Source organism: Escherichia sp. KTE159 (assembly GCF_000408805.1).
Classification (GTDB): domain Bacteria; phylum Pseudomonadota; class Gammaproteobacteria; order Enterobacterales; family Enterobacteriaceae; genus Escherichia; species Escherichia marmotae.
Map to the genome: position 1 here is coordinate 3,222,418 of NZ_KE137292.1, position 17,180 is coordinate 3,239,597.

The following is a 17,180-nucleotide window of genomic DNA, read 5'->3' on the forward strand; positions in this document are numbered from 1 at the left end:
TCAAATGTTTACAGACACTATCAATAAGTGTGCGGCGAACGCTGCGCGCATCGCACGCCTGTCGGCAAATAACCCGCTTGGCTTTTGGGTCAGCTCCGCAATGGCGGGAGCTTATGTGGGTCTTGGGATCATCCTGATTTTCACGCTCGGCAATTTGCTCGATCCGTCCGTGCGTCCGCTGGTGATGGGGGCAACTTTTGGTATCGCCTTAACGCTGGTGATTATCGCCGGTTCTGAACTGTTCACCGGACACACCATGTTCCTCACCTTTGGGGTGAAAGCAGGCACCATCAGCCACGGGCAAATGTGGGCAATTCTGCCGCAAACCTGGCTGGGTAATCTGGTCGGTTCCATCTTCGTAGCGATGCTCTATAGCTGGGGCGGCGGTAGCCTGCTACCGGTGGATACCAGCATCGTCCATTCTGTCGCGCTGGCCAAAACCACCGCACCGGCGATGGTACTGTTCTTCAAAGGCGCATTGTGTAACTGGCTGGTTTGCCTGGCAATCTGGATGGCGCTGCGCACCGAAGGCGCGGCGAAATTTATCGCTATCTGGTGGTGTCTGCTGGCGTTTATCGCCTCCGGCTATGAGCACTCCGTTGCCAACATGACGCTGTTCGCCCTCTCCTGGTTCGGCAACCATAGCGAAGCCTACACTCTGGCGGGCATTGGTCATAACCTGCTGTGGGTAACGCTGGGTAATACTTTATCTGGCGCCGTATTCATGGGATTGGGTTATTGGTATGCTACGCCGAAAGCTAATCGTCCGATTGCGGACAAATTTAATCAAACTGAAACGGCTGCAGGTTAATCAGTAAGGGGTTTTACGTGGATCATTTGCCTATATTTTGCCAATTACGCGATCGCGACTGTCTGATTGTCGGCGGCGGTGATGTCGCGGAACGCAAAGCCAGGTTGCTGTTGGACGCAGGCGCTCGCTTAACGGTGAATGCATTAGCGTTTATTCCGCAGTTTACCGCATGGGCAGATGCTGGCATGTTAACCCTCGTCGAGGGGCCATTTGATGAAAGCCTTCTCGATACCTGTTGGCTGGCGATTGCGGCTACTGATGATGATGCGCTTAACCAGCGCGTCAGCGAAGCCGCTGAATCTCGTCGTATCTTCTGTAACGTGGTAGATGCACCGAAAGCCGCCAGTTTCATTATGCCGTCCATTATCGACCGCTCACCGCTAATGGTAGCGGTCTCCTCCGGCGGCACATCTCCAGTCCTGGCGCGCCTGCTGCGCGAAAAACTCGAATCACTACTGCCTCTCCATCTGGGTCAGGTGGCAAAATATGCCGGACAGTTACGCGGTCGGGTGAAACAGCAGTTCGCCACAATGGGTGAGCGTCGCCGTTTCTGGGAAAAACTGTTCGTCAATGACCGTCTGGCGCAGTCGCTGGCGAACAACGATCAGAAAGCCATTACTGAAACTACCGAACAGTTAATCAATGAGCCGCTCGATCATCGTGGTGAAGTGGTGCTGGTTGGCGCAGGTCCAGGCGATGCCGGGCTACTGACGCTGAAAGGCCTGCAACAAATTCAGCAGGCTGATGTGGTGGTCTACGACCGTCTGGTTTCTGACGATATTATGAATCTGGTACGCCGCGATGCTGACCGCGTTTTCGTCGGTAAACGCGCGGGATACCACTGCGTACCGCAGGAAGAGATTAACCAGATCCTGTTGCGGGAAGCGCAAAAAGGCAAACGCGTGGTGCGTCTGAAAGGCGGCGATCCGTTTATTTTCGGGCGTGGCGGCGAAGAGCTGGAAACGCTGTGCAATGCAGGCATTCCGTTCTCGGTGGTTCCGGGCATTACCGCAGCTTCTGGTTGCTCTGCCTATTCGGGTATTCCGCTAACACATCGCGATTACGCCCAGAGCGTGCGCTTAATCACCGGGCACTTAAAAACGGGTGGCGAGCTGGACTGGGAGAATCTGGCGGCAGAAAAACAGACGCTGGTGTTCTATATGGGGCTGAATCAGGCCGCGACCATTCAGCAAAAGCTGATTGAATACGGAATGCCAGGTGAAATGCCGGTGGCGATTGTCGAAAACGGTACGGCGGTTACGCAACGCGTGATTGACGGTACGCTCGCGCAACTCGGTGAACTTGCGCAGCAAATGAACAGCCCGTCTTTGATTATTATTGGTCGGGTCGTTGGCCTGCGCGATAAATTAAACTGGTTCTCTAACCATTAATTTAAAAAAAATTATCTAAGGCCGGATATTTCTGGCCTTTTTATTTACAATAATCACCATATTAATTTTTATTTTCAGCAGACATAAAACAACTTTTTAACTAATTTGTTTTTTAACAACTCCCCACAGTTACAGTGGCTTACAAATATAATTGAATTATTAATAGTCCACTCACTGACGTGTCATAGATATTCCTGTATTGTCTCTAACGAGCTGTTTGCTTATATTCACATAATTAATGAATATTACTCGATATATTTTACATAGGGAATGAGAATGAACAAGTTTATTAAAGTAGCATTGGTAGGTGCGGTACTGGCAACGTTAACTGCATGTACTGGTCATATTGAAAACCGTGACAAAAACTGCTCTTATGATTACCTTCTGCATCCGGCAATTTCTATTTCTAAAATCATTGGCGGCTGCGGTCCGACTGCACAGTAATCTCTTAACAGAGATCGGTTAATGCTGTTTTAATTACCTGACGCCCTCTATTTTTACCAGAGGGCGTATTTGTTTTTACCTTGCCTTTAAAAATATCGTTCACAGCAGTTAAATACAGGCAATACTCTCGCGCAAAATACGCAGCACTGTCTCCTCACCACTACGATTAGGATTAATACGAATCGCACAATGTTCTAATTGTGGATTCGCCTGACGAAATGTCCCGGAAAGACGATAAAAGAGCGGCGGAATTTCATATTTCGACTCCGCACCAACTGGATATGGCAATGCACCGCGTTTCTGCGCTTCTTCCAGTACCCTTGCAGCAATCGGCTGATGGAACTCCACAATCAACACCTTCGACTGCGCATTGGCAATGACGGCGCTTTTAACTTGTGGCACTGCGCCACCGTTGAGCAAGGTCAGCAACCTTTCAGATACTCTCGCCTGTACTGCATGCATCACTGGCGCAAAAACCAGTCCGCGCAAGACTTCCAGCGCCTGAGCGCCCTGAATCTGGCTGCCTCCGGAGTAAAGCGTGGCACGAATACGGTTGATGGCATCAGCATCGCCTACCACCGCACCAACACCCTCCGGCCCAAACAGCTTGAAGCAGGAAAAAGTTGAGACATTCGCCCCGCATTCGCAGCCAATCCGCGCCACCTTCATCACCGCATAGTTGTCATCAGTTAACGCTGGAACACCCGCCAGGCGCAACGTTGCCAGCACATCTGCCAGAATGTAGCGATCCTGCGGCTGCTGGCGTGTATGTTGTACCAGTGCCGCATCTGGTTGTTGCTCTTCGACGATTTGCTTAAGTGCCGACAGGTCATTGAAATCAGCGGTAATAAGCGTCAGCCCCATCTGCTCAATAATGACCCGCGTAGTCGGATAAACAGGCGCATCATGTACCAGAAGACGCTGCCCGGGCTTGAGCAAAGCTGCCAGCCCGGCACGGATCGCCCCAGTGCCAGCGCCTTGCACCAGCGCCGCCGCTTGCGCATGAAACACACCCGCCAGTACCTGTTCCACACGTTGAGTAATGCGCGGTTGATTCAACCCCGGCGTTAATCCCAAATCACCACAGGTAAGGAACTCACCGCCAGGGAAATAGCGGCAAATCGTGTCCACCAGCGCAAACTGCTTTTGCTGTGCTTCAGCAAGAGTCAGGCTTTGCAAGGGAAACGTCTTCATAAGTGCATTCCTTAAGCCGGAACAAACAAGCCAAGCCAGTAAAGAACATTCAGCAGAATGCCGGTGATCATCACTGCCACCACAGGTGCCGCCATTTTCTGTACCGGACGCCCCAGAGATTCGTTGAGGAAGTAAATGGCGACCGCAATAGAGAATCCGGTATAACCCGCCATTTTGATTGCCGCGAAAATCGAACCGACCAACAGAGCCACTTCCATCAGCATATTCATGGCGTTACGAATGTTATCCGACGCATTACGCACTGACGGGTAGCGCCCCAGCCATTTACCTATCGACCGTAACAACAAAACTTCCGCCGAAATAACCACTGCGCCCAATACCGCCGCAACCATCGGATTAGGCGAGAGATAGCCCACCGCATAGACAAAGGTAAAGCCAGCAACCGCATACACCCCCGTGGCTAACGCAGTGGTGGCAATCAACGGCACAAAACCCAGCCCGCGCATAAATTCTGCCAGCGCCGCCTGATTGATCAGCGTTTGCGATTGCTCCGGCGTGACGCCTGCGGAGTACGCTTTCTCAAGGGTGAAGATCGACACTTCGCTACCAGCAAAAATTTTCATACTGGCAACAGCAGCGATCAGCGCTCCGACAATGGCGATATACGGAAGATTTTTGATAATCCGCGACGTGCGCTCTTCAAAGACCGAAAATCCGCTGGCATCGATATCATTTTCATCACGATGACGCAGGTCGTGAGTTATCGCGATCCCCAGCAGCATTACCATGCCAATAAAGATTTCGATGGATTCCGGATTAAGATGCGGGAAATAACGCACCACCACGACGCGAGTCATCAACACGACGGCGGCAGCGATCAGGCTTTGCTTCCAGCCAAACTGGTAGAAAATCGCCACCAGCGGGAAGAGTGCAAAAGCAGAAACTACCGGAGAGCTTAATTCCCCCAGACTACCTAAAACATCAACCGGCAGCGCAGTCAGCAACTGGTTTACCGGCAGCAGGCAGGTGAGGATCAGTATCCCCCAGATTGCGCCAAGGCCAAACGCCATCAGGCTGTTTATCGCCAGTACGCCGAGGATATCGGTAGGAAGAAAAAGTAACCATGCGTTGAGCAGGCCGGTTTTCAGGGTAAAGGAGATCCCCACCGATGCCACAAAACCAATACTCAAACCGAAAGCGATACTCCCCGCCTCGCGACGGTTCATATAGCCTTCAATCAATTGTGGCAGGATCGGGCGAATACCATCATGAAATACGGCCGCCGAGCGATGTGCCAGAAGTGATGTCATACCGGTCAGGCACGCCACCACGATAATCTGAATATACAGATCCATAGTCGTGCCTTTTATTTCAGATGGTTAATCAGCATCGGAATCGCGTGTTCAACGTGCTCAACGGAAAGCCCAAACGCCACCTTTCCTTCAGCGATCATTTTGGCGATATGCTCGTCTTTCGCTTTAATACCAGGCCTGGCAATGGTGCAACTTTTGTTATAACCAATCACCGCGATAGCAATCGACAATGCCGCACCTGCGCCGGTATTACACGCGCCGATGTAGTAATCCAGTTGCCCGGATTTCACTTTCATTGCCGCTTCCATGTCGTTATAAATGAAAACTTCAAAACAGCCAGGAGCCGTCGTTTCAATGGTTTTTTTAATCTGCTCACGCTGTAAGCCTGCAACGCCAATCTTTTTCATGAGTCTGTCCTTATTGGAAAAATTGAGAGGGAGTTTCACGTAACATCACATCCACATCGGCCTGACTGAATCCTGACTGGCGCAACTGCGGAATAAAGGTGGTAAATAAAAAGTCATAGCCATAACCACCGTTGGCTTTTAAATGGGAACGACGAGTAATATCCATCGACAGCATGACGCGGTTAAGCAATCCACGGTCGCGGAGCGCGTGAAGCATCGCAATACGCTTCTCATCCGGGTAGTAACTGTTCTTGCCAATGGTGTCGAACTGCACATACGCGCCGAGATCGATCATCTTTAAAATGTTGTCGAGGTTGTCTTTAAGATCGCAGTGCCCGAGGGTGACCCGCGAAAGATCGACACCGTGGGATTGCAGTAGAGCCAGTTGTTCCAACCCCATAGTGCTAAAAGATGTATGAGTGGAAATGGGCCGTCCGGTCTGGTTATGCGCCAACGCGGCGGCAATGAAAACTTTCTCTTCCAGCGGCGTGATTTTGCCCTCACTGGAGCCAATCTCCGCGATGACCCCGGCTTTCAGTTCTGTGCCATCGATACCCTGTTCAATTTCATCGACCATCTCTTGCGCCAGCTCCTGCACGCTGCGGGTCGCCACATGCTCCGGGAAAAAGGCATCCTGGTAATAACCAGTACAAGGCACCACGTTGATTCCCGTCTCACGCATCACATCGAGCATAAATTGCGCATTGCGGCCCATGTAACGATTGGTCATCTCAATCACATTACGAACGCCCTGCGCCATCAGGTCGTTCATCTCCTGGCAAATGAACGCATATTGATCAAGGCGGCAATCCACGTTGTTTTTAAAGCCGGAGAGATCAATATGCAGATGCTCATGAGCAAGGGTGTAGCCGGTCGAATCGATGGTCATAAAGAGTCACCCTGAAAGCGAAGGGAAGATAAAAAAGAGCTGCCGTTTTGTGGCGGCGAAGCACGGAAAAATTCACATACTGTGGCTCCAACATCAGAGAGCGTGGGATACACACCCAGACGAGTGGCAGCCAATCCACGCTGATAAACCAGCACAGGCACTACTTCGCGGGTATGGTGGCTGTGGCCGATAGTCGGGTCGTTACCGTGATCAGCCATGACGATCAGGCAATCATCCGGCTGCATCGCCTCAACAAGCCGGGCAAGATTACGGTCAACGACCTGCAAACGTTCGGCATAACGTGCGACGTCTTCTGCGTGGCCGGCGAGGTCGGTTTCCTGAATATTGGTGCAAATAAAGGCTGTCGGATGGGCGTTAAATTCGTCGAGAGTGATATCCATAATCCGTTGGCTATCCACCAAATTTTGCCAGCTCATTCCATGAGGATTGCTGACGATATCCGCCACCTTACCCACCAGCACCGTAGGTACGCCTACCTGATGCAGTTGTTGCGGCACCTGCACTTTTTCATCGACACCGTAGCCCATATGTACAACCTGGAAACCGCTGTCATAAGCGCCGGAACGCGGTGCATTTATGCCAATAAAACGCCCTTCCTTGCTTTCTGCGGCATCAAGAATGCGCTGGCTGTCCTGCAACAGGCCGCCAAAAGTAATAACCCTGCCAACCTGTACCTGCTCACGCACCACACGACCAATCTTGACAACTTCATCGAACGGTATCGCAGAGAGATTGGCGGTAACGTTATAGACCTGGCCTAAATCCGCTTCGAGATTGTCGCCAACTGCCACGGCCTGGTTTACCCACAGAAATTGCAACGCATCGCCACGGCGTTCGACCTGCCAGCCCGCAGCCATTAAGGCTCGTTCAACACGATCAATAACGTCGCGAAAGGGCATCCGCAGCGGCGGCAAGGGGCGCGTACCTAAAATTTCCTGATGCCCCATAAAGGTATCGCCACCTTCATGTTGCAGTTCTGCTACGCCCCAGACTGCGCAATCCGATGGCTGCATATCACCCGGCGCATAACCCAATGCATTGATTAGCCCCAACTTCTCAAGAGTCGGCAACTGTAAATGCGGCAACTGGCTAAGAATGTGACCACAGGTATTCGCCCCGGCATCCTGTGGGCGTACCCGCGCAACATCTTTCATTGCGCCTACGCCAAAACTATCGATCACTAACACCACAAATCGCGCCATTTACGCCTCCAGAAGGTTGCCGAGACTGTCATAGCGACCAACAATTTCCGCCGCGCCGCGCTGAATACCGGACACCAACACCACATCGCTACGGGTGACAAAAATCTGCGTACGAAAACAGAGCACCACCGCGCTACTTACCGGAAACTCACCAGCCAACGGCAGGTAATAGTCGATACTGTTGTCATCCACTGTTTTGAGAAGTGTTTCTGTGATGCTTTGATTTTCTGGAGTAAAAATAAGAGCGTGATGTGCATGACCACGGCGATAGTAACCACCGCCATAGCAATAACTGTCGCCACGGAAGTGGTGGGAAATTTCACTTAACCAAAGCATGGCGATACGTTCGGGTTGATCGCCCTGCTGGTTTGCCGGAATAGTGCCGGTCAGCGCATGACCAGGTTCGGCATGGGTAACACCATATTGCGCTAACACCGGCAACGAAGTGCAACTGGTCGCTGAAGGCGCGTTTAGTTGCTCAAGGGCAGTGCCAGATTTAGCCAGTTGATCCCGCGCCTGTACCAGCGTGTGAAGATTCGGCGTGGGTAAAACTTTCCCGCTTGTTTCATCCCAAAGCAGGCAAGGGAAATGGGTAAGTCCCGCTAAATGTAGTCCTGGTAGTTTTTGGATTTCAGCGACAATGTCATGCAGCGTATTTTGGGTAAAACCGCTCTCCTGCCCTGGATAAAGGAAATCATCGTCGCTATAAACTTTGAGCAGCACAGACTGTACGCATCCAGCCTTCACCGCTGCCGCAGAAATTTCCCGTGCTTTATCGAGGGTAAACACAGTGATAACACCGGTTCCCTGTTCAACGGTGTCAGATACCTGGTGACAAGGGATTTGTACCAGATGCCCCTGATGCGCCACCGGCAAACCGGCGCGACGCATCACTCGTGCCTCTTTGTAGTCCACCGCCACAATGCCGCTGTAGCCCAGCGCCAGCAGCTTTTCCGCCAGCCACGGGTTACGACCGAACTGCTTAGTCATCAGATACAGTTCAATACCGTAAAGCCGTGCTGTCTCAATGAGTCGCTTACCGTTTTCCAGTACCTGATCCACGTCGATCACCCAACAGTCCGGGGCGATCTTGCCCTGCTGCCACAGGCTTAATGCGGCAGAAATCAGCGCCGGGTTCTGGCGTTTCAATGCTTCTAAAAACATCTTGTTGCCTCGTTTCTGTTCCTTAATTCAAATATTCATTTTTTTGAATATTTAAGATGTACGACGTGGATTTGCCATGTGCTTCAAAGGTCTTCGTTAGCGGCCATCCATAATCCATAAAGGTTGGCCAGCAGATATCCTTCTTCACACGGGTTAACTTCCAACGCGAATCCCTGCAATAACACCCGATGCAACTGCATGATCGCTGGCCAGTGGCTGGATTGCGCCAGTTCCGTCAGTAATTCGTCATCCAGCGGCAGTATCTGTTCACCGCGACGGCTGCGCATCAGCGCACTCGCCATATGCGTCATCGCCATCGTTCCCTGCTCGCTACGTATGGGCAGATGACATTCTGTTTCCAGAATCTTGACAACCTGCATCATGCCTTTACAGATGTCCTTATCTATGACCCCTGCATCGCAAAGCAGGTTGAGTCTGGTTTCCATTTTAGATGCCTTTTATTTAATAACTGGGTTCCTGTTCCCCGCTGACCACCCGCTGTTGATGGGCAAGCAGGGCGTGTTTATCAACAACCGCACGCAGTAATTGTTGCATTGGGTAATCATCAGCTCGCGTCAGGATCACGGCTTCGGTGGCCTGCAAAAATCGCGGATCGTCTGTGAGCGGCGTCGCTTCTAATCCAAGCATGGCCAGTTCGCTTTCTGCCACCACATTCCAGATCACCGCATCGACATCACCTTTGACAATGCGCTGCAAACTCTCGTGATAGGAGAGATCGACGCGCTCCACACTGCGATCACCAAAAAAGACATCGGTCATGATTTTCTGATCCGCCGAGCGACTATCCAGCCCAACACGCTGCACATTACCGGATTCACCTTTGCGACAAATCAACTGGTGCTCACCAACGTAGGTGTGCGGCCCCAACTCCAGTGCGAGGCATAAACCTTTTTGTGTGAGATAACTTTCTGCCGCCAGCCGGGAAACCACTGCCATGTCATACACACCGTTAAGCAAACACTCCACGCGAATATCCGCGCCGCGCATATGCGCATAGTAAAAAGGAATGCCATCAAACTGGGCTTTTAACCCGCTCGCCAACCCTTCGTACAGACGGGTATAAGGCAGAGGCATCGCACAGACTACATTGTTGATATCGACATGGCTCAACAGCGCTTTGTTATCCATCTCCGCCAGGAAACTGCCATTACGCCCGCGACGTTCAATGCGTATCGCGCCGCTTGATTCCAGCGTTTTTAGCGCGGCCTGCGTCAGGCCAACGGACGAGCGGCATTCAGTTGCCAGCTCATCAATCGTTTTCAGGCGATTACCGCATTTTTCACCCAACAAATAACGGGCCAGCGTCGTGATGACGACACCTTCTTTTTTGATAAACGTTCGGCGCATAGTAAATTTTCAATAAAGTGAATATTTATATATTCATTAAAATGAAGATAAGTGGCAACCACGAGAGATGGAAACGGCGAGATGCTTCACATTTTTCCGGATTACTGCGAAAAAGGGACAAAAAAACCGGGTTTCCCCGGTTTCAGAGTGATGATAAAAGCAAAACTGCATGATGCGCTACGCTTTCCTTCAACATGTTGAATTTACAACATTTTATAGGCCAGATAAGGCGTTCACGTCGCATCTGGCATAAACAAAGCGCACTTTGCCAACAATGTTGAATTACGGCTTCGCTACAAAACCAATTGCTTCGTAAACCGCTTTCAGCGTGCGGGAAGCGTGTGCGCTGGCTTTTTCTGCGCCGTCTTTCATCACCTGTTGCAGGAAGGCTTCGTCATTGCGGAAACGGTGATAACGCTCCTGCAATTCAGTCAACATTCCGGAAACCGCTTCTGCCACTTCGCCTTTCAGATGACCATACATTTTGCCTTCGAACTGTTTTTCCAGCTCCGGGATGCTCTGGCCAGTCACTGCAGAAAGGATATCCAGCAGGTTAGAAACCCCCGCTTTGTTCTGCACGTCGTAGCGAACTACTGGCGGCTCGTCGGAATCAGTGACCGCACGCTTGATTTTCTTCACTACCGATTTCGGATCTTCCAGCAGGCCGATAACGTTATTGCGGTTATCGTCAGACTTGGACATCTTTTTGGTCGGCTCCAGCAAAGACATTACGCGCGCGCCAGATTTCGGAATATACGGCTCTGGCACTTTAAAGATATCGCCATACAGCGCGTTGAAACGCTGGGCGATATCACGGCTCAGTTCCAGGTGCTGTTTCTGATCCTCACCGACCGGCACCAGGTTGGTTTGATACAGCAGGATATCTGCTGCCATCAGCACCGGATAGTCAAACAGACCAGCGTTGATATTCTCAGCGTAACGTGCAGATTTATCTTTGAACTGAGTCATGCGGCTCAGCTCACCGAAATAGGTATAGCAGTTCAGCGCCCAACCTAACTGTGCGTGTTCCGGTACGTGGGACTGAACAAAGATGGTGCTTTTCTCAGGATCGATGCCACAAGCCAGATACAGTGCCAACGTATCCAGCGTCGCTTTACGCAGCTTCTGTGCATCCTGGCGCACGGTAATAGCGTGTTGGTCAACGATACAGTAAATGCAATGGTAGTCATCCTGCATGTTTACCCACTGACGCAGCGCACCCATGTAGTTACCAATGGTCAATTCACCTGAAGGCTGTGCGCCACTAAAAACGATGGGCTTAGTCATTTTTCGATTCCTGATTTTCGCTTTGCGGAAGCCCTAATGCGGGCAGAAGGTCATTGAGAGACTGATAAATTACATCAGGCTGGCTAAGTTCGATAGCCTCGCCGTAGTTATATCCATAGGTTAAGCCAACAGAAGGACAACCGGCCGCTTTTGCCGCCTGAATATCATTGCGAGAGTCGCCAACAAACAGCATTTGTTGTGGAGCAATGCCCATACGTTCAGCCACCAGTAACAGCGGATCCGGATGCGGCTTTTTGTTTTGTACGTCATCGCCACCGATGACCACGCTAAAGTATTTGGCGATATCTAAAGCTTCAAGCAATGGCGCAACAAACGGCGTCGGTTTGTTCGTGACCAGACCTAACGGCAAGCCTTTGGCCTGCAACGCACCGAGCGTATCGGCAACGTGTGGAAACAAAAACGTCCCTTCTTCAGCAACCTCGCCATAGTAGCGGTCAAACAGCTTACGCATAATACGCACCTGTTCTTGCAATGGGATGTCGTCATCAACAGGCGGCTTACCCATCGTTTTACGCAGGGTCGCACGTTCCTGACGCGCCCAGGTCAGTGCTCGTTCCATCAGAACATCTGCGCCGTTACCAATCCAGGTAATAACTCTTTCTTCGCCTGCGACAGGTAACTCCAGCGCGTACAGCGCCATATCTACCGCGGCAGCAAGACCGGGAGCACTGTCAACCAGCGTGCCATCGAGATCGAAGGCAACGCCCCGAATATCTTCAAACTTATTCATGACTTACCTTTGCCAGTTCACTGCGCATTTCATCAATGACTTTTTTGTAGTCTGGCTGGTCGAAAATGGCCGAACCAGCGACGAACATATCCGCACCCGCCGCAGCGATTTCGCCAATGTTATTAACCTTCACTCCGCCATCCACTTCCAGGCGGATATCGAAACCAGACTCGTCGATGCGGCGACGCACTTCGCGTAGTTTATCTAACGTTTGCGGAATGAAAGACTGACCGCCAAAACCGGGGTTAACTGACATCAGCAGGATCACATCCAGCTTATCCATCACATAGTCCAGATAACTCAACGGCGTGGCCGGGTTGAACACCAGACCCGCTTTACAGCCATTTTCTTTAATCAGTTGCAGCGTGCGATCAACGTGCTCTGAGGCTTCAGGATGAAAGGTAATGATGCTGGCACCTGCGGCAGCGAAATCCGGCACAATGCGATCAACCGGTTTCACCATCAAATGTACATCAATAGGGGCGGTAATGCCGTAGTTACGCAAGGATTTCAGCACCATAGGTCCAATCGTCAGGTTGGGAACGTAGTGGTTATCCATGACATCAAAATGCACGACATCAGCGCCGGCTGCCAGGGCTTTTGCGGTATCTTCACCCAGGCGGGCAAAATCAGCCGACAGAATTGAGGGGGCAATCAAATACTGTTTCATCCGCTTCTCCTTGAGAATTATTTTTTCGCGGGTGAAACGACTCCTGGTTTGTACAAAGCCAGCAGTTCGTCCACCTTTTTACGTGTGCCGCCGTTGCTGCTTATACTGCGTCGAACTTTGACGACATGCAATTTTGCGCGCTGATACCACTCGCGCGTTAGCGCAGTATCATGATTGGAAATCAGTACCGGGATCTGGCGATCAACCAGACCTTCAGCAATCTCCGCCAGATGCGCTTGTTGTTCAAGAGTAAAACTATTTGTGTGATACGCCGTAAAGTTGGCGGTTGCAGAAAGTGGTGCATAAGGCGGATCGCAATAAACGACGGATGCATCATCCGCGCGCGCCATGCTGTCGGCGTAAGACTCACAATAGAAAAAGGCATTCTGCGCTTTTTCGGCAAAGTGATACAACTCTGCTTCCGGGAAATAGGGTTTTTTGTAACGGCCGAATGGCACATTAAATTCACCGCGCAGATTGTAACGGCACAGACCGTTGTACCCGTAGCGATTCAGATATAAAAACAGTACCGCCCGGCGGAAGGGATCCTGACTTTTGTTGAACTCTTCGCGGAACTGATAGTAGACCTCAGCGCAATTTGTCTCAGGAACAAACAGCTCGTGAGCAGCCTGTACGTACTCATCGGTACGCGTCTTCACAATGTTGTAGAGACTGATCAGGTCGCTATTGATATCAGCAAGGACATAACGAGAAAAGTCGGTGTTGAGAAACACCGACCCGGCACCCACAAAAGGCTCAACCAAACATTCGCCCTTAGGCAAATGTCGTTTAATATCATCAAGCAGGGGATATTTGCCCCCTGCCCACTTCAAAAAAGCGCGATTTTTCTTCATGCTGACTAACTAATTACACCTTCTCCGGCTGTGGAGAAAGCTCCGACAGCATCCAGCGCTTCAGGCAGTTCCCGCAACGGTAAACCATTGCGGGAAATAGCCTTGATTACTTCAAATCGGCCTGTACCTGACGCAGCGGTTTCGCCCACGGGTTTTTGGCCTGAACATCGGCTGGCAATGTAGATACCGCTTTTTTCGCTTCTTCTTTCGAAGCGTACACGCCAGAAACCAGGACATACCACGGCTGACCGTTACGCGTCGTTTCATAGACAACGTAGTTTTTCAGATTCTCTTTCTTCGCCCAACCGTTCAGGTTGTCGTAGTTAGAAGAACTGCTTAGCTGCAGAGTGTAATGGCTGGACGGTGCCGATTTCAACGAGCCGACATTGCCTGTGGTCTTCGCCCCAGCGGCTGGTGTTGCCGTGGTTTGCGCCGGAGATGCCGTTTGTGCAGGCTCCGTGCTGGCGGTCGCTTTCGGCGCAGGCGTTGCTACTGGCGTAGAAGTCGCAGCAGGTGCCCTGGTGCTCACCACTGGCGCAGCCGGTTCAGTATGCTTCGGCTGTTGTGCTACTGGCTTCGGTTCCGTTTTCACGGTTGCTTGCGGTTTCTTCGGTTCAATCACCGTCTGCTGACGTGCCGGACGCGTGGTGGTCGGACGTTCAGCAGTTTGCGTTTTCGCCGTATCACGCGATGCATTGCCATTGCGAACTGGGGCTACAGTCGCAGGTTCGGTCGGCAGCGTGGAGTTGACCGCCACATTGTTCAACTGCTGCTGATTTTGTGGTTGTGTCAGCGCGTTATTCAGATCGCCCTGCACTTCAACACGTTGCTGCCCATCCATTGCCGCCGGGGATTGCCCCTGGGTCGGCGTAGAAGAGATCGGTGGCAGAGAAACATCCTGCTGGGTATTTTGCGCAGACGTGGTTCCCGGCGCTGGCTGCACACCATTCGCCTGATCGACCGCATTACCAGAAAGATCAATACTCTTCTCACCAGACGCAGTTTGATCGCTGGAAGAGGTCGAGGGGGCTTTTAGCGCAGAACCGATACCGATGATCAACAACAACAGAACCAGAATGCCGACGCCCATCATCATATACTGACGAGAAGCCGGTTTGCTGGCTGCTTTTTTACGCTTACGCGGACGACGCTCTACGCGCTCTTCATCCACAGCTTCATCTTCGGAATCATCAATTTCTTCTTCGATTTCCGGTTCCTCATTGCGCTCTTTTTGCGCACGAGTCGGACGGCGATCGTCAGTGTCATCAAGTTCAATATCATCAAAATTGATCTGCGGTTCGCCACGTTCAGTACGTTCTGAACGCTCAGAAGATTGACGAGAACGACCAGTACGACGATCGCTGGGATCGGGTTTCAGCTCGTCTTCTGGTTTGAATTCATCCATTTAACACCCCACTAAAAGGTTAATGCTTACCACGTTGCAATTAACCTGAAGCTAATAGACCACTTAATAAGCGGCCTGACCTTTCTTGTTGTTACGCTGATTGACAATCGGCAATAGCATTAAGAACAAGCTCGTGCGATACGCCGCCGCGAACTTCGCTTTTACCAATTGCCAACGGAAGAATTAAGCGCATTTCTCCCGCAAGGACTTTCTTGTCACGCAGCATATGCGGTAAATATGCCTGCGCGGACATTTCGCGCGGCCCATTAACCGGTAACCCAGCCCGCGTGAGCAGAGTAATAATACGCTGCGTTTCGGCAGAACTGAACTGCCCAAGACGTTCCGACGTCCGCGCCGCCATCACCATACCTGCAGCAACCGCTTCGCCGTGTAACCAATTGCCATAGCCCATTTCAGCTTCAATGGCATGACCAAAGGTATGTCCCAGATTCAGTAAAGCACGTAAGCCGGATTCGCGCTCGTCGGCAGCAACAACTTCTGCTTTCAGCTCGCAACAACGACGAATACAGTACGCCATTGCCGAACCATCCAGACCGAGCAATGCATCCAGATTATCTTCCAGCCAGTTGAAAAACTCACCGTCAAGAATAATGCCGTATTTGATGACTTCCGCCAGCCCCGAAGCTAACTCTCGCGGGGGAAGCGTTTTCAGACAGTCGAGATCCACCACCACGGATGCTGGCTGATAAAAAGCGCCAATCATATTTTTACCGAGGGGATGGTTGACTGCGGTTTTGCCGCCGACGGAAGAGTCCACCTGCGACAGCAGTGTCGTCGGGACTTGAATGAAGCGAACACCGCGCTGATAGCTCGCCGCTGCAAAACCGGTAAGATCGCCCACTACACCGCCGCCAAGCGCTACCAGCGTCGTATCGCGACCGTGCGGCTTTTGCAACAACGCCGTAAAAACGGTGTCGAGCACTGCCAGGCTTTTATACTGCTCGCCGTCAGGAAGGATAACGCTATCAACGTTAACACCCGCCTGTTCAAGTACGCCGCGAACCTTATCGAGATACAAGGGAGCCAGGGTTTCGTTGGTGACCAACATCACCTGCTCGCCCGATTTCAGCGGTAAGAATGAAGCTGGTTCGTTAAACAAACCAGATGCGATGGTAATTGGGTAACTACGTTCCCCGAGAGTAACGACTATCCTCTCCATAACGCGACATCCACCTTAATTACTGTACCCGCAGACGAGTGTATATAAAGCCAGAATTAGTTGCTTTCCAGCATGTGAATAATCTGGTTTGCGACCACTTTGGCGCTTTGATCATCAGTACGAATGGTCACGTCGGCAATCTCTTCATACAGCGGATTGCGTTCATTAGCCAACGCTTCCAGAACTTCACGCGGCGGCGTTTCAACGTGCAGCAACGGGCGTTTTTTATCACGCTGCGTGCGCGCAAGTTGCTTTTCGATGGTCGTTTCAAGATAAACGACAACACCACGTGCGGAAAGACGGTTACGCGTTTCGCGGGATTTCACAGAGCCGCCGCCAGTAGCCAGCACAATACCCTGCTTCTCGGTCAACTCATTGATGACCTTTTCTTCGCGTTCGCGGAAGCCTTCTTCGCCTTCTAAATCGAAAACCCAGCCCACATCAGCTCCGGTTCGTTTCTCAATCTCTTGATCGGAATCGTAAAATTCCATATTGAGTTGTTGAGCTAACTGGCGCCCAATAGTGCTTTTTCCGGCACCCATAGGCCCAACCAGAAAGATATTGCGTTTCTCTGCCATTTTTTCGGTACTACTAAGACTATTCGTTAATGATAAACCCGCTTCGCTCAGAGAGCGCCGCAGGACATGAACTGAAACCTCATAAGATATTGCGAGAGTCAGACTGAAAATTATCTCAATACTCCAGCGGGTTTGGCAACTGAATAAATCGCCCCTCCCTCTGCATATCTGGTCGTTGCAGGTGCACTGCCTTGCTATCACCGCTCTGGCGATAAATCACCGGGTAAGATTAGCGTAAAAAAGACAGCAAAATGCCGCGTGAAAGATAAATCACCATCATATAACGCAGG

General features: G+C 51.3%; 18 protein-coding genes. 3 read left to right on the top strand and 15 right to left on the bottom strand.

What is annotated here, in order from left to right; genetic code table 11:
- Window positions 1-4 precede the first annotated feature (4 nt).
- The 3 genes from nirC to A31E_RS06360 all read left to right on the top strand — a co-directional run bounded on the left by nirC (window position 5) and on the right by A31E_RS06360 (window position 2,646).
- Complete coding sequence (nirC, locus tag A31E_RS06370; protein WP_000493561.1) at window positions 5-811, top strand: nitrite transporter NirC; 807 nt, start codon at window positions 5-7, stop codon at window positions 809-811.
- Window positions 812-828: 17 nt separating this feature from the next.
- Window positions 829-2,202 carry a siroheme synthase CysG gene (gene cysG, locus A31E_RS06365; protein WP_000349875.1) on the top strand — a complete coding sequence of 458 codons (1,374 nt, stop codon included), beginning with the start codon at window positions 829-831 and terminating at the stop codon, window positions 2,200-2,202.
- A gap of 276 nt (window positions 2,203-2,478) precedes the next feature.
- Complete coding sequence (locus tag A31E_RS06360) at window positions 2,479-2,646, top strand: YhfL family protein (protein ID WP_001031834.1); 168 nt, start codon at window positions 2,479-2,481, stop codon at window positions 2,644-2,646.
- Between the two features lie 108 nt (window positions 2,647-2,754).
- On the opposite strand, the gene A31E_RS06355 is transcribed toward A31E_RS06360, so the two are convergent.
- The 15 genes from A31E_RS06355 to aroK form a co-directional block, all read right to left on the bottom strand.
- Window positions 2,755-3,840: an aminotransferase class I/II-fold pyridoxal phosphate-dependent enzyme gene (locus tag A31E_RS06355; RefSeq protein ID WP_000847166.1), complete on the bottom strand. Its 1,086-nt coding sequence runs from the start codon at window positions 3,838-3,840 to the stop codon at window positions 2,755-2,757.
- 11 nt (window positions 3,841-3,851) lie between these two features.
- Window positions 3,852-5,156: a YhfT family protein gene (locus tag A31E_RS06350; protein WP_000366842.1), complete on the bottom strand. Its 1,305-nt coding sequence runs from the start codon at window positions 5,154-5,156 to the stop codon at window positions 3,852-3,854.
- A gap of 11 nt (window positions 5,157-5,167) precedes the next feature.
- A complete protein-coding gene (locus A31E_RS06345; RefSeq protein WP_001517214.1) occupies window positions 5,168-5,521 on the bottom strand; it encodes a DUF2620 domain-containing protein in 354 nt (117 codons plus the stop codon).
- Window positions 5,522-5,531: 10 nt separating this feature from the next.
- Window positions 5,532-6,410 (bottom strand): phosphotriesterase-related protein, encoded by an 879-nt coding sequence (locus tag A31E_RS06340; RefSeq protein ID WP_016249275.1) that lies wholly within the window; start codon window positions 6,408-6,410, stop codon window positions 5,532-5,534.
- Window positions 6,407-7,633, bottom strand: a complete 1,227-nt coding sequence (locus A31E_RS06335; protein WP_001517216.1) for a phosphopentomutase — start codon at window positions 7,631-7,633, stop codon at window positions 6,407-6,409. The genes A31E_RS06340 and A31E_RS06335 overlap by 4 nt, the downstream gene beginning before the upstream one ends.
- Window positions 7,634-8,797 carry a YhfX family PLP-dependent enzyme gene (locus tag A31E_RS06330; protein WP_016249276.1) on the bottom strand — a complete coding sequence of 388 codons (1,164 nt, stop codon included), beginning with the start codon at window positions 8,795-8,797 and terminating at the stop codon, window positions 7,634-7,636. It lies immediately after the preceding gene.
- An 83-nt stretch (window positions 8,798-8,880) separates the two neighbouring features.
- Window positions 8,881-9,243 carry a hypothetical protein gene (locus A31E_RS06325; protein ID WP_000450044.1) on the bottom strand — a complete coding sequence of 121 codons (363 nt, stop codon included), beginning with the start codon at window positions 9,241-9,243 and terminating at the stop codon, window positions 8,881-8,883.
- Between the two features lie 16 nt (window positions 9,244-9,259).
- Window positions 9,260-10,165: a GntR family transcriptional regulator YhfZ gene (gene yhfZ / locus A31E_RS06320; RefSeq protein ID WP_001254804.1), complete on the bottom strand. Its 906-nt coding sequence runs from the start codon at window positions 10,163-10,165 to the stop codon at window positions 9,260-9,262.
- 282 nt (window positions 10,166-10,447) lie between these two features.
- Window positions 10,448-11,452 carry a tryptophan--tRNA ligase gene (gene trpS / locus A31E_RS06315; RefSeq protein WP_000165548.1) on the bottom strand — a complete coding sequence of 335 codons (1,005 nt, stop codon included), beginning with the start codon at window positions 11,450-11,452 and terminating at the stop codon, window positions 10,448-10,450.
- The gene (gene gph / locus A31E_RS06310; RefSeq protein WP_001517219.1) at window positions 11,445-12,203 is read right to left on the bottom strand and encodes a phosphoglycolate phosphatase; all 759 of its coding nucleotides are present in this window, start codon (window positions 12,201-12,203) and stop codon (window positions 11,445-11,447) included. The genes trpS and gph overlap by 8 nt, the downstream gene beginning before the upstream one ends.
- Window positions 12,196-12,873 (bottom strand): ribulose-phosphate 3-epimerase, encoded by a 678-nt coding sequence (gene rpe / locus A31E_RS06305; protein ID WP_000816280.1) that lies wholly within the window; start codon window positions 12,871-12,873, stop codon window positions 12,196-12,198. Before rpe ends, gph begins: the two co-directional genes overlap by 8 nt.
- Window positions 12,874-12,890: 17 nt before the next feature.
- Window positions 12,891-13,727, bottom strand: a complete 837-nt coding sequence (dam, locus tag A31E_RS06300; RefSeq protein ID WP_000742158.1) for an adenine-specific DNA-methyltransferase — start codon at window positions 13,725-13,727, stop codon at window positions 12,891-12,893.
- Between the two features lie 106 nt (window positions 13,728-13,833).
- Entirely contained in the window at window positions 13,834-15,132 is a 1,299-nt protein-coding gene (damX, locus tag A31E_RS06295; protein WP_016249277.1) for a cell division protein DamX, read from the bottom strand.
- A 91-nt stretch (window positions 15,133-15,223) separates the two neighbouring features.
- Window positions 15,224-16,312: a 3-dehydroquinate synthase gene (gene aroB, locus A31E_RS06290; protein ID WP_000439860.1), complete on the bottom strand. Its 1,089-nt coding sequence runs from the start codon at window positions 16,310-16,312 to the stop codon at window positions 15,224-15,226.
- Window positions 16,313-16,368: 56 nt separating this feature from the next.
- A complete protein-coding gene (gene aroK, locus A31E_RS06285; RefSeq protein WP_000818619.1) occupies window positions 16,369-16,890 on the bottom strand; it encodes a shikimate kinase AroK in 522 nt (173 codons plus the stop codon).
- Window positions 16,891-17,180 lie beyond the last annotated feature (290 nt).